Annotated in this window: 12 protein-coding genes; 11 read left to right on the forward strand and 1 reads right to left on the reverse strand. The window is 39.8% G+C overall.

The features are described from left to right. Positions 1-269 precede the first annotated feature (269 nt). The gene (locus SJPD1_RS05095; protein ID WP_088437273.1) at positions 270-923 is read right to left on the reverse strand and encodes a Crp/Fnr family transcriptional regulator; all 654 of its coding nucleotides are present in this window, start codon (positions 921-923) and stop codon (positions 270-272) included. Between the two features lie 279 nt (positions 924-1,202). Here SJPD1_RS05095 and fdhF point away from each other — a divergent pair, with 279 nt between their 5' ends. The 11 genes from fdhF to SJPD1_RS05155 are packed head-to-tail and all read left to right on the forward strand — an operon-like array spanning position 1,203 to position 13,011. Continuing rightward, complete coding sequence (gene fdhF / locus SJPD1_RS14915; protein WP_420855356.1) at positions 1,203-3,440, forward strand: formate dehydrogenase subunit alpha; 2,238 nt, start codon at positions 1,203-1,205, stop codon at positions 3,438-3,440. 3 nt (positions 3,441-3,443) lie between these two features. Next, positions 3,444-4,016 (forward strand): 4Fe-4S dicluster domain-containing protein, encoded by a 573-nt coding sequence (locus SJPD1_RS05110; protein ID WP_096046267.1) that lies wholly within the window; start codon positions 3,444-3,446, stop codon positions 4,014-4,016. Positions 4,017-4,029: 13 nt separating this feature from the next. After that, positions 4,030-5,991 (forward strand): proton-conducting transporter transmembrane domain-containing protein, encoded by a 1,962-nt coding sequence (locus SJPD1_RS05115; RefSeq protein ID WP_096046268.1) that lies wholly within the window; start codon positions 4,030-4,032, stop codon positions 5,989-5,991. A 12-nt stretch (positions 5,992-6,003) separates the two neighbouring features. Further along, positions 6,004-6,927 carry a respiratory chain complex I subunit 1 family protein gene (locus SJPD1_RS05120; RefSeq protein WP_096046269.1) on the forward strand — a complete coding sequence of 308 codons (924 nt, stop codon included), beginning with the start codon at positions 6,004-6,006 and terminating at the stop codon, positions 6,925-6,927. Position 6,928: 1 nt separating this feature from the next. Next, positions 6,929-7,576, forward strand: a complete 648-nt coding sequence (gene hyfE / locus SJPD1_RS05125; RefSeq protein ID WP_088437276.1) for a hydrogenase 4 membrane subunit — start codon at positions 6,929-6,931, stop codon at positions 7,574-7,576. A gap of 9 nt (positions 7,577-7,585) precedes the next feature. Beyond that, entirely contained in the window at positions 7,586-9,070 is a 1,485-nt protein-coding gene (locus SJPD1_RS05130; protein WP_096046270.1) for a hydrogenase 4 subunit F, read from the forward strand. Positions 9,071-9,080: 10 nt separating this feature from the next. Next, entirely contained in the window at positions 9,081-10,823 is a 1,743-nt protein-coding gene (locus SJPD1_RS05135; RefSeq protein WP_096046271.1) for a hydrogenase large subunit, read from the forward strand. Positions 10,824-10,829: 6 nt separating this feature from the next. Then, positions 10,830-11,369 carry a formate hydrogenlyase complex iron-sulfur subunit gene (locus SJPD1_RS05140; protein ID WP_096046272.1) on the forward strand — a complete coding sequence of 180 codons (540 nt, stop codon included), beginning with the start codon at positions 10,830-10,832 and terminating at the stop codon, positions 11,367-11,369. Further along, positions 11,366-12,190, forward strand: a complete 825-nt coding sequence (locus SJPD1_RS05145) for an NADH-quinone oxidoreductase subunit B family protein (RefSeq protein WP_096046273.1) — start codon at positions 11,366-11,368, stop codon at positions 12,188-12,190. The genes SJPD1_RS05140 and SJPD1_RS05145 overlap by 4 nt, the downstream gene beginning before the upstream one ends. 18 nt (positions 12,191-12,208) lie before the next feature. Then, positions 12,209-12,556 (forward strand): formate hydrogenlyase maturation HycH family protein, encoded by a 348-nt coding sequence (locus SJPD1_RS05150; protein ID WP_096046274.1) that lies wholly within the window; start codon positions 12,209-12,211, stop codon positions 12,554-12,556. After that, positions 12,553-13,011 carry a hydrogenase maturation protease gene (locus SJPD1_RS05155; protein ID WP_096046275.1) on the forward strand — a complete coding sequence of 153 codons (459 nt, stop codon included), beginning with the start codon at positions 12,553-12,555 and terminating at the stop codon, positions 13,009-13,011. Before SJPD1_RS05150 ends, SJPD1_RS05155 begins: the two co-directional genes overlap by 4 nt. Positions 13,012-13,016: the final 5 nt, after the last annotated feature.

Here is a 13,016-nt window from a genome sequence, read left to right on the forward strand (position 1 = left end):
ATAACTGTGCAAATTTTATTCCTTCATTGACCCCATTAATCTCTTGTGAGTCGTTATAAAAGTTGAAAGGAAACCATTTTTCGGAAGATAAAGCTAAAAAAAAGAGGCATAACCCAATTTCATATCATACGGTTAGTTGTTATTTGTGAAGCAAAAAAATAGGGATGTATTTTTAAAAATTTACTCTTTAATACGTCGATAATAAAAGAATTTGATATAAACTGCCAGTTTATTTGAGAGTATTTGATAAACAATTTAGTTTTATATTATTACGATGATACGGTTGTCCATTCCTTTAATTTTGGTAGATTTTTGATAATGTAGCAGGTACTATTTTTCTTTTCTAATATATTTTTTTTCAGGAATTCATTAAAAATCGTAGATGTGGTCTGTCTCTTGGACCCAATAAATGCAGATAATTCTTTAACGGAAAGTTTCAATGTAATGCTTGAATTATTTTCAATATTATTACCGTTTTGAGCCGCTGCAACCTCCAGTAAAAAAGAGGCTAATTTATTTTTACAACTTTTAAAAACAAGGTTTTTAATAATACGTCTTTCCATCACGGCACGTTGTTTCAAAGAAGCAATAACAGCTGTTGAGAATTTTTCATTTCTAAAAAAATGAGAGAATTTTTCTGCGTCAATAAGATAGACTTCACTCTCCTCTAAAAATTCGATGACACATGACTCTTCAGGGATAATGATATTGTCTTTAATTAGATAATATAAGATAAATTCTTCGTCATTTTCATAAATAATAGCTTTAGCTTTTCCACTTTTAAATACATAAAGTACCAGCGATTTATTGTCATAAGCAAGATTTCCCTTATGAAATTTCTTAATCGGAATAGATTTAAATTCATCATTTGAAAGAATAGATGAAAGATTAATTGAATCTATTCTTATTCTACTAGACTCCATTTTTAACCTTTTTGATAAGAATTAGCGTAGCATATCCTATGATTTCTGAAAGACATATAAATAAGTATGCTTCATAGCATTGTATATAAAATCCCATAAAATAGGCATTTAGATAATTCTATAAAAAGTGTCATATAGCTGACAGTATTTATTTTTGAGTTGTGCTACTATTTTTCCATAAAATTTAAAAGTAAATATATTTTTTAATATTAAATTTATAATATGAAAATATAGGTATGTCTTTGAATTTGAAAGTGTATATTTTAGGAAAGGATTGATATGAAAAAGTTTCAGACGACATGTCCATATTGTGGCACTGGCTGTAATATAGATTTATTAGTTGAAAACAATAAAATCGTCAAGGCAGAGCCCACAAAACATCATCATGTGAATGATGGTGAATTGTGCTTGAAAGGACTTTATGGTTGGGAATATGTCCATTCTCCAAGGAGACTCACCAAACCACTCATACGAAAAAAAGAGGGTGTTTTTTCAAAACAAGGTGAGTTGGTTGAAGTAAGCTTTGAAGAGGCATACGATTTTGTGGCTTCTCGCATGAAAGCTTCTGTTGAAGAATATGGCGCCAATAGCATCATGGGATTTTCTTCTGCGAGATGCACGAATGAGGACAATTACGCTTTTCAAAAACTCTTTAGAGTACTAGGAACCAATAATATAGATCACTGCGCTCGTCTTTGACATGGCCCTACAGTAGTCGGTTTGACTAAAACATTAGGCAATGGCACCATGACAAACGATCTTGCAGAGTTTGCTACCGATACAGACGTACTTTTTTTAATCGGAACCAATACCAGCGAATGCCACCCAATTATCGCTATGCAAATGTTGCGAGGATTAGAGCGTGGAGCTAAGATGATTGTCATTGATCCAAAAGAGACGGATATGGCCAAAAAAGCGGACATATTCCTTCAAATACCTGTTGGATATAATATTCCACTTCTTAATGCGATGATTCATCATATTATTGAAAATAATCTGTTTGATAGAGAATTTGTTGAAAATTACGCTGTTGGCTTTGATTATGTCAAATATGCAGTGAAAGATTTTACCCCTGAACGTGTTGAACAAGAGACGGGTATCGCGGCAAGTCTTGTGATAGAAGCGGCTGAAATGTACGCTCGTGCGGGTGCAGCTGCTATTTGTTATACCATGGGTATGACACAATTTATTGATGGAACTTCCAACATTTTCTCCCTCTCCAATCTTGCCATACTCACAGGAAACTTGGGTAAAAAAGGTGCAGGTGTCAATCCCCTTCGTGGACAAAACAATGTACAAGGTGCCTGTGATATGGGAGCCCTTCCAAACTGGGTACCTAATGGTGTGGTGAGCAGTGAAGCAGTACGTTTACATGTAAAAGACATTTGGGGATATGACATCAGCCCAAATATCGGCTATAAACTGACCGAAGTACCCCATAAAATAGAAGAGGGTGACATTAAATTCCTTTATGTCTTTGGCGAAAATCCTGTTATGAGTGATCCTTGGACAGAGCATTTTGTTGAAGCGGTTGCGCATCTTGAAACGATGGTGGTTCAAGATATATTTCTTACTGAAACCGCACAAAAAGCAGATGTTGTCTTGCCTGCTGCTACTTGGGGTGAAAAAGAGGGAACGTTCATCAATACTTCTCGTCGCATTCAGATGGTGGCAAAAGCTATTGAACCAAGTCTTGGCATTGAACCTGATTGGAAAGTCATCTGTCATATCGCACAAAGAATGGGCTTAGAAGGGTTTGATTTTTATAAACCAGAAGAGCTATGGGAAGAGGTTCAAGCACTGAATCCACACTTCTTTGGTGGTGCTACGTATCCTCGCCTCAAAAAAGAGAATGGTATTAGCTGGCCTTGCCCTGACGAGACCCATCCAGGAACACCTGTTTTGTATGAAGATAAAAAATCAATGTTGCCAGATGGCAAATTTAGATTAACACCTGTTATCTATACCGATGATAAAACCAAACGGGCTGAGCTTGAAAATGAACTTATTGCAAAACTTAATATTCCAAGTGACTATCCCGTAGGCTCTGGGGCACTCAGTGAAAAAGTGAATGAGCTTTATCCATGCCTCTTTACGACCGGTCGTAAAGTATATCACTATCATACGGGTACGATGACGAGGGAATGTAAACCATTGGAAATGGGCGCTGATTTTATGGGTGCTGCAATAGAAGTGAGTTTAGATATTGCAGAGGCGAGAGATTTGCAAGAAGATTGTTATGCCGTTGTTGAAAATAAACGTGGAAAGATTGCCGCAAAAGTAAAAATCAATCGAGATCTTCGTCATGGCACGATTTTTACGACATTCCATTATGCTGAAGCCGATGGGAATGAACTCGCAAATGCTGAAGATAAAGACCCGCTCTCTGGCATGAACCCTCTCAAAATGACAATAGCGGCAATTCGAAAAATTTCTGAAGAAGAGTATTTAATAGTTCGTAATCAGACAGATATGAATATGCATCCGTCCGAGCAGTATCGTACGGTAAGGAGATAAATCATGAATGAGTTAAGAGTCAATAAATTTGTTATTGCCAATCCTAAAGTGTGTATAGGATGTGCAACATGTATGGCTGCGTGTTATGAGTCGTCCTATAAGCGTGGAAAGTTGGCGGTTCCTCGCTTGATTGTGACACGAACCCTTAGTGGTACGATGCCAAATCAATGCCGACAATGCGACGATGCCCCTTGTGCAAACGTTTGTCCTGTTGGTGCATTACGTTTTGGGGAAAACAGCATCGAACTGCATGAAGAAATTTGTATCGGCTGTAAGATGTGCACACTTGCCTGTCCTTTTGGCGCTATTCGTGCGGGGGCTGAGATTATGCCTTCTATTAATTACACGATGGAGCCAAAATACAATTTAGGCTTGGAGTCAGAAATAGGGGCTAAAAGTATTGCCATTAAGTGTGACTTATGTAATGGTAGAGCAGAAGGTCCTTCGTGTGTTGAAGTTTGCCCAACAGGTGCATTAATGTTTATTGACGCTAGAAGCTTTGAAAATAAAGTTATTAGTGAAAAAGCAAATGGTAGTGTTGAAGCATTCGTTCAGCATATGATTAAATATACTTAATGAAGGATATGTGATGACAGATGTATATCTCTTATACGTACTAGGAAGCGTTGTTTCCCTTTTACTGTATAAATTTAATGCTATTGCATCTAAAATAGGCTTTGGTATCTCTACCATTGCCTCTGGATACGGTGCGTATTATTTTTTTATGCATATTGGCGAAAAAGCGCAGTTCACAACCAATATAGCACTGTTGTATAATCCAACCTTTTCGATTGATCCTGTTGGTAACTTTTTTTCTTTTGTCATAACACTGATCGCATTTGCATCATCCATGTATGCGATTCAGTATTCGCAGGGGTATGCGAATAAAGGAAGTCTGGGGGTTATGGCCTCATTATTCAACCTATTTGTACTGAGTATGCTGATGGTTGTTTCTGCATCCGATGTCTTTTGGTTCATGATTTGTTGGGAATTAATGACAATTATCTCAGCATTCTTGATTTGCTTTAATGACTCAAAATCTTCGATGAAAGCGATTATGGTCTATTTAGGAATCGCACACCTTGGTGGTATGTGTATTTTATCTGCTTTCCTCCTTTTAGCACATCAATCAGGTTCCCTTGAGTTTAGCTCTTTTGCCTCAATCCAAATGTCACCATGGCTTGCAAGCATTACGTTTTTGCTTGCATTCATTGGATTTGGCTCAAAAGCGGGTATGTTTCCTTTTCATGTTTGGCTTCCAAAGGCTCACCCTGCGGCACCTACGAATGTATCCGCTTTGATGAGTGGTGTTATGATTAAAGTGGCACTTTTTGGAATTATCAAGTTCTGCCTCTGGCTTCCTGTGATGCCATGGTGGGGGCTTTTGATTATTATCATTGGGGCACTTTCATCCCTCTTGGGTGTTTTATACGCACTCATTCAACACGATTATAAAGCGCTTTTGGCGTATCACTCTGTTGAAAATATTGGCATTATTTTATTAGGTCTTGGAACCGGTGTTTATGGTGTTGCCATCAATTCACCTACGTTAGCCACTGTAGGTTTTTTGGCGGGGCTTTACCATACCGTCAACCATGCCATCTTTAAAGGGTTACTCTTTTTGGGTGCCGGTAGTGTTTTACATGCAACACACACCAGAGAAATTGAAGCACTTGGTGGTTTGGCTAAAAAAATGCCATACACTGCTTTTGCGATGTTTATTGGTGTTATGGGTATTGCCGCCTTGCCGCCATTAAATGGTTTTGTGAGTGAATGGTTTACGTACCAAGGAATGATGCAAGGTGCGCTTGGAGAAGGAATTCTTCCTCGATTTATCTTTACATTTTCTGTTGTAGCGCTCGCTTTGACCGGTGTTTTGGTTGTCATCCACTTAAAACTCTATGCGGTTATTTTTGCAGGAACTCCACGTCATAAAGATATTTTTGATCAAGCCAAAGAAGCACCTATCAGTATGGTTCTAGGAATGATGTTCCTTGTTCTTGGCTGTTTTGCCTTTGGTATTGGTGCGAACATTGTGACCGATACGATTATGACAGTGGTTACCTCTTTTAGTGGTGCGTATCAAGCAGCACCAGCGGGTGGATACATCGCTTCTCCGATTGGATCAACCATCTCTCTTCCTCTCATTGCGATGATCATCTCAGGTGCAATGTCCTTACCATTCTTAATTATTGTCATCATGAAAGCCAATAGAACGAAGCCTCGCGAAACAGATCCGTGGGCATGTGGTTTCAAATACAGTAATCGTATGCAAATTACGGCAGGACCATTTACGGGGGATCTTAGACGTTTGATGGAGTGGTTATTTCAAAGTAAGCCAACCGTTGAAGATCAGGGTTACTTTAAACCCGTTATCTATACCGATCATCCTAAAGATATTTGGTGGAATATTTTTTATCAACCTGTTATCAATGCTGTGACATATGCAGTTGAAAAAATCGCAGTCATGCAAAATGGTAGCACAGGTGCTTATGCTGCTTATATTTTGGGAGGTTTATGTCTTTTCTTGGCCATAAGCCATCTCATATAGAAAGGTGAACCCATGAGTAGTCTATTTTTTATGATTTTACAAGTCGTCGTTATTATCCTTGTTGCACCATTTTTTGATGGTGTCGCAAGAGTGTTAAGGGCGAGATTACAATCACGCCGTGGTGCGCCAGATTTTTTCCAAACCTATCGAGATATTATCAAATATTTTAAACGAAGTCGTACCGTTCCACACTGTTCACACTGGGTATTTCGTTATGGACCTTACACATTATTTGGAGCAGGAGCTGCTCTTTTAGCGGTCATGCCTATTAGCTATGGTTCTCATACGTTAGCCGCTTCATGTTCGGATGTGTTTGTCGTACTTTACATTGCAGCGATGTTGCGTTTTATCTTTGGTGCAGCATCCATTGACTCAGGTAATCCTTATGCAGGTGTGGGCGGTAGTCGTGAGCAGATGCTTGCCGTATTTGTAGAACCGGTTATGATGACAAGCCTTTTGGTCGTGATGCTACTAGCGCATACGAGTAATTTGGGTGAGATTCAGGAGATGGTGAGAAGTGGTGTCATTGGATACCAAATTCCAGCATTTGCCGTTGCTTCCATCTCTTTCTTATGGGCAATGTATGTTGAGAGTGGCAGAAATCCTTATGACTTAGCAGAAGCCGAACAAGAGCTTCAAGAAGGCGTCTTAAGTGAGTATTGCGGTGCTGATTTTAGCATTGCACATGCTGGTTTGATTCTAAAACAGTTTGCCATGATTGGTATGTTCTTAACTATTTTTGAACCATGGAGTTTTGAAAATCCATTTTTAGCATTGATCGTCTTTGTCCTAAAAGCAGGTATTTTTTATGTCGCTGCAGTTTTTATCGACAACTTTGGACCACGACACAAGCTTCTTACAAGCTTTAGATCAAATGCAATAGCAGCGCTTGGTGTATCGTTTGTAGCGCTTGTCTTGTATGTTGTAGGAGCATAATATGATTGACCTATTAAGTCTTTTATCCATCGCAATGATTTTAACATCATTGATTGTTTTTGGACTCAGAAATTATAAAGCGGCGATTTTGACGTATGGATTGCAAACGGCACTCTTAGTCTCTATTTTTCTGCTTTTATCCACAACCCATTTGGCGGAGCAATTGTGTACATGGGCATTTATTGCACTTTTTACCAAAGTGCTGTTTATCCCTTTTATTTTGCTTCGATTGGTTAAAAAATTGGGTGTGGTCAGTGAAGATGAACCCGTGGGCGGCTTCTTTGTAAGCCCTATTATTGCCATCAGTTTTTCACTAGCGATTGCAATGTCGGTTTACCCTATCTACATGAAATTTTCTTTGATTCATGAGAGCATTCCACTCATTGCCTCCATTACGATTTTTATGATTGGCATTTTTGGTTTCATTTTGCGAAATTCCGTCATTAAACAGATTTTGGCGTATTGCATGTTTGAAAATGGCATTCATCTCTCTTTAGCGTTAATGGCGTACAACTCACCTGAAATTGCGGAGCTTGGAATCTTAACAGATGCTATCTTTGCCGTCATTATCATGTCAGTGCTCGCTCAAAGATTTCATCATTATTTTGGTTCTTTAGACGTTTCTAAAGCCACTGAATTGAAAGGTTAGGGAAGAAACATGGACATGCAACAACTCTTTACATTACTTTTAGCGGTACCTGTCTTGGCATCGCTTATAATCTGGTTTGCGCCGACTCAATTTAAGCTTCTCAGCACTTTACATGTAATCGCTTCAATGGCGAGTTCAGCGCTTGCTTTAAGCGCAGTTATGAAAGTGATGAATGGCAAAATATTTTTTGCTTTTCACGACATGCTGTTTATTGATGCTCTGGGTGGCGTCTTTTTGTCTCTCATTGGTGTGACAGGCTTATTGGTCAATTTATATTCTGTCAAATACATGCAATGGGAAGTTGAAAAAGGCGAAATCACTGCCAAAGATGCCAAACTCTTTTTTGCGCTTTCGCATCTTTTTGTCTTTACGATGACGTTTTCAGTCCTTGCGAACAACATAGTATTGATGTGGGTTGCGATTGAAGCGACAACGTTGTCATCCGTTTTTATGGTTGCCTTGCATAAAGGCAGAAAATCAACGGAAAGTGGCTGGAAGTACATTGTTATATGTAGTATTGGTTTAGCGTTTGCACTTTACGCAACGGTTTTACTTTACAGTGCAGGGTTTGCCGTTATTAAAGACAGTCATAGCATGATGCTTTGGAGTACCTTGATGGCACATGCGAAAGAGATCAATCCAGACATTTTAAAACTCATTTTTGTCTTTGCACTCATTGGTTTTGGAACCAAAGCGGGACTTGCACCTACACATACATGGTTACCAGACGTTCACTCTGAAGGTCCAGCACCTGCGTCTGCGATGCTTTCTGGTATTTTGCTTAAATGCGCGATCTTAGGGCTTATTCGTTACTACGCTATTGTGGGAAATTCAATGGTCGGTTTTGAGTATGTACAGACGGTAATGCTTATCAGTGGTCTTTTGACCATCTTTATCGCGGCACTCTTCTTGATGCGTCAACACGACGTTAAACGTATGTTTGCGTATCACTCCATTGCCCACATGGGGGTCATTGCGTTTGGTTTAGGTGTTGGTGGATTTGTCGGTCTTTTTGCCGCACTCTTTCATGCTTTAGCACACTCTGTCACCAAAGCACTCGCTTTTTGTATCACCGGTAATATGGTTCAAATTTATGGAACCCGTGATATGACCAAAATGGGTGGACTCATTAAAATCGCGCCTATTACGGCTATTTTATTTGGTATTTCTATCTGTTCCTTGGTCGGTGTACCCGGTTTTGCGATTTTCGTGAGCGAATTTTGGATGGTGCAAGAGTCCTTTAATACGGCACTTTACATCCCTGTCATTTTATTTATCATCGGTTTGATCATTATCTTTATCGCAGACTTTTCGCATTTCTTTTTGGCAACATTTGGTGAAAGCCAATCAAAAATTCTCTCTCGAGAAGTTGCTTGGAGTGCGAATTTACCACTAATTGGTCTTGCGGCACTGATCATTATATTTGGCGTATTCTCTGTTGAGGGATGGGTCACATTGCTTAACAGCGCAGTCAAAATTATCGTTGCGGCATAAGGAGAACACGATGCTTAAAGGTGAAATTTTTATTAATCAAGTGAAACAAAAAATAACGATTCAAAGTGTTGAAAGGCAACCTGAAGATCAAATTACCATTACCGTGGATCGCAATGATCTTCCTGAAGCGGTCAGGATGCTCTATTACGATATGGGTGGTTGGCTTTCAACCATGATCCCAAATGACGAGCGACAACTCAATGGTAATTTTGCTCTCTATTATGTTCTTTCCATGGAAGGTGGAAAGATGACTGCGGAGGATGAAGTTGCCCAAGATGAAAAATGTTGGATTACCGTAAGAGCCCTTGTTCCAGCGGCAGATCCTACCTTCCCCTCCGTTACATGTAAAGTTCCAGCAGCGGTGTGGTATGAGCGTGAAGCATTCGATCTTTTTGGTCTTCGTGCCATTGGATTACCCGATCCAAGACGTTTAGTCCTTGCAGATGATTGGCCAGCTAATCTTCATCCTTTGCGCAAAGATGCAATGGATTATAGGTACCGACCTGATCCTGTGGCTCATCAAGATGAACCCGATTATGAGTTTATGCACCCAAAAGGCTCAGGGGGTGTTGTAGATGTTCCTTTGGGACCCTTGCATATCACCAGCGATGAACCGGGGCATTTTAGATTGTACTGCGATGGCGATACGATTATTGATGCGGACTTTAGACTTTTTTATCAACACCGTGGTATGGAAAAGTTAGCAGAAAATAGAATGAACTACGATCAAATGGGTTATTTGGCAGAGCGTGTCTGTGGTATTTGTGGGTATGCCCATGCCATTTCATGTATTGAAGCGGCGGAACGTGCGATTGGTTTAGAGATTCCCCTTCGTGCTCAAGCGATGCGTGTCATCTGTTTGGAAATTGAGAGATTGCACTCACATCTTTTGAACATTGGTCTTGCGTGTGAAGTGACAGGTAATGTCAATGCGTTTATGCACATCTTTAGAATTCGTGAGTTTTCGATGGAGCTCGCACAATTTGTCACAGGTGGTCGTAAAACCTATGGCAATGTTGTCATGGGAGGACTTCGTCGTGATATGAGTGGCGTGGAGATCAAGAAGAGTTTAGACCTCTTAAAAATCATCGAGAAGCAACTCAAAGAGGTTTGGGAAGCGGTTATGGATGATAGCGCTCAAGTGGGTCGTTGGAAAGGTGTCGGTATCTTAGATCCAAAAGTTGCACGTGACTTTTCTCCTGTTGGTCCGAATGTTCGTGGTAGTGGATTTAAACGCGATTCTCGTTATGACCATCCGTATGATTTCTTCGACAAAATTGAATTTAATGTGGCTGTTGAGCATGGTTGTGATGTATTTTCTCGTGAAATGGTTCGTTATCGAGAACTGTTAGAGTCTATCTCTATTATTCGCCAATGTTTTGAAATGATGCCAGGTGGTCAGACGATCATCTCTCCACAAACCATGATCAAACCAGGGGCTTATGCGCTTGGTAATGACGAAGCGCCCAGAGGTGAGAATATGCACTGGATTATGCACGGCAATGCTCAAAAAGTGTACCGCTGGAGATGTCGTGCGGCAACGTACAATAACTGGCCATCCCTTCGTTATCAATTTAGGGGCAATACCATTGCCGATGCGGCTTTAATTGTCTGTTCTTTAGATCCATGTTACTCCTGCACAGAGCGTGTAACAGTTGTGGATGTTAAAAGCAATAAGTCAAAAGTGCTCACCCATCAAGATTTGAAACGTTATTCTCAAACCTTGAAAAATTCTCCTTTAAAAAATATGTAGGAGTATGTGATGAAACTATTAGATATGACACGAAAATACGGTAATGCAACCTATGGTTATCCCTTGGAACCCTATGAAGTTCCAGAAGGATTCCGTGGGAAGCCTTCGTATGATTATGAAAAATGTATTGGCTGTACTGCGTGTGCAGTCGCTTGTCCTTCCAATGCGATCAATGTCAAACTCAATGCAAAGAAAGACAAATTGGTTTGGGAGTTTGACTGTGCGAGGTGCATTTTTTGTGGGCGTTGTGACGAAGTATGTCCTACCAATGCCGTCATGCTCTCCAAAGAGTTTGAAATGGCAGTCAAGTTTAACAAAGAAGACTTGAAGGAGAGAGGTGAGCTTGAGTTGCAGCATTGTGAGGTTTGCCACAAGCCATTTACGACTAAAAAACTGATTGCTTATGATCTTGAACGCCTCAAAAGAGTAGGGTGGAGTGAAGAGACACTTGATGCAAAAACGCATTACATTCGTACGTGTCAAGAGTGTAAAAAGAACATTGTGGTTGAACAGACTAATAGATCGTTTGGAAAGGCTCAAAAATGAGTAAAACATATATTGTGCCCGATGAAATAGCAATAGCTAATTCCGTAGAAGCAAAATTAGAGCACCTTAAAAATATCAAAGGAAGCTTTAGTGTTTACAGAGTGGATTGTGGCTCATGCAATGGGTGTGAGATCGAAATTTTTGCGGCGATTACCCCAATGTGGGATCCTGAACGTTTCGGCTTTAAGTTAGTGCCAAGTCCAAGGCATGCGGATATTTTAGTGTGTACTGGGCCTTTAACACGTCAGATGTACTATCCACTTTTACGTGCGTATGAAGCGACACCTGATCCTAAAGTAGTGGTTGCTATTGGTGCATGTGGTAGCAGTGGTGGTATTTTCCATGATGCGTACAGTGTTTGGGGTGGTATTGATAAAGTGATTCCTGTGGATGTGTATATCCCTGGATGCCCGCCACACCCCGCAACCATTATTCATGGTTTGGCAACGGCTTTGGGAATTTTGGATCAAAAATTATCATACAAAATTCATGCAAATGGTTCCAATCAATCACCTGTAATCCAAGAGTCTCTCTTGGGTGATGTTTTATTTGAACGTGATGTCTTAGCGGAAGCAAAACTGTTGATGGGTTATCTTTTTGGACGCAAACTATACGACAAATACATCGCAGCACTCAAAGAGTCTCCAGACATTAAAGATACCGTCAAAACACGTATAGCAATGGAACGTTTGACGCGTGAAGAAGAAGACAAAAGGTATCAAGAGTGTATGCAAACGATTCATAATAAAATTTACCTTTCTCACATGCGAAAGTTTCAAGCCATTGATGATGGTGATCGTATGGATTTAAAAAACAATTAGAGAGATGAAGGAAATAAGATGATTAATGTATGCAGATTAACCAGAAGACATACCGATGCTACTTCTCAAAATATGCCTAGAGAGTTAGAACAGGTCAAAATCTTTTCCCTCAGTATCGGGCATGGAATTGGAACGGTTGATTTTGTGGAAACGATTGAAACGATTGAAGAAGATGAATATGATCAAATGTTGAAGGAGTGTGGAGAGTATGCCCAATTCAAGTTAGGAAATTTGAGTCAATATTTTGAAATAGAAGTTTTTCCCGAACATGCACAGAAACTACATCATGAAATGCCAGAGTGCTTTTTAAAAGAGCTTTTTGGAACACTGCATGAAGGGTATGTCATTTTAAGGAAAAGTTTATGAAGAAAGCACTTTTAACCATTGGAAACACGTTACGCGGAGATGATGGTGTCACAACATATCTAGGACATCTTGTCGAAAAAGAAAAAATAGGGTGGAACGTCTTTTATGGAGATGACACTCCTGAGAGTCAATTTCATGCCTTGCGAGCATTTTCTCCCGATGTTATCGTGGTTGCAGATGCAATGACAGGTATAAACGTAGGGAGTGTTGAGGTCATTGATATTAGCGATGATCGCGATTACATGTACTCAACGCACAATTTACCGATGCCTATACTTTTAAGTTATTTAAGGGGCTTTTGTGGTGTTGTCCTTTTTTTAGGACTCAATGTAGATATTGAAAAGGTACTCGAAATAAACCCTTCACTTTCAGAAGAGGCACAAGCAACCGCTCGAAGAGCTTTAATCAAAATGCTTGAAATAGATGCAATTTTCGATGAACAAATGATTAGCTAAAGGAG

The sequence above is a fragment of the Sulfurospirillum diekertiae genome (assembly GCF_002309535.1).
In the GTDB taxonomy this organism is placed as follows: Bacteria; Campylobacterota; Campylobacteria; order Campylobacterales; family Sulfurospirillaceae; genus Sulfurospirillum; species Sulfurospirillum diekertiae.

Coding starts and splice junctions, on each gene's coding strand:
- SJPD1_RS05095 (WP_088437273.1), bottom strand. CDS start 923: ATGGAGTCTAGTAGAATAAGAATAGATTCAATTAATCTTTCATCTATT.
- SJPD1_RS05110 (WP_096046267.1), top strand. CDS start 3,444: ATGAATGAGTTAAGAGTCAATAAATTTGTTATTGCCAATCCTAAAGTG.
- SJPD1_RS05115 (WP_096046268.1), top strand. CDS start 4,030: ATGACAGATGTATATCTCTTATACGTACTAGGAAGCGTTGTTTCCCTT.
- SJPD1_RS05120 (WP_096046269.1), top strand. CDS start 6,004: ATGAGTAGTCTATTTTTTATGATTTTACAAGTCGTCGTTATTATCCTT.
- hyfE (WP_088437276.1), top strand. CDS start 6,929: ATGATTGACCTATTAAGTCTTTTATCCATCGCAATGATTTTAACATCA.
- SJPD1_RS05130 (WP_096046270.1), top strand. CDS start 7,586: ATGGACATGCAACAACTCTTTACATTACTTTTAGCGGTACCTGTCTTG.
- SJPD1_RS05135 (WP_096046271.1), top strand. CDS start 9,081: ATGCTTAAAGGTGAAATTTTTATTAATCAAGTGAAACAAAAAATAACG.
- SJPD1_RS05145 (WP_096046273.1), top strand. CDS start 11,366: ATGAGTAAAACATATATTGTGCCCGATGAAATAGCAATAGCTAATTCC.
- SJPD1_RS05150 (WP_096046274.1), top strand. CDS start 12,209: ATGATTAATGTATGCAGATTAACCAGAAGACATACCGATGCTACTTCT.
- SJPD1_RS05155 (WP_096046275.1), top strand. CDS start 12,553: ATGAAGAAAGCACTTTTAACCATTGGAAACACGTTACGCGGAGATGAT.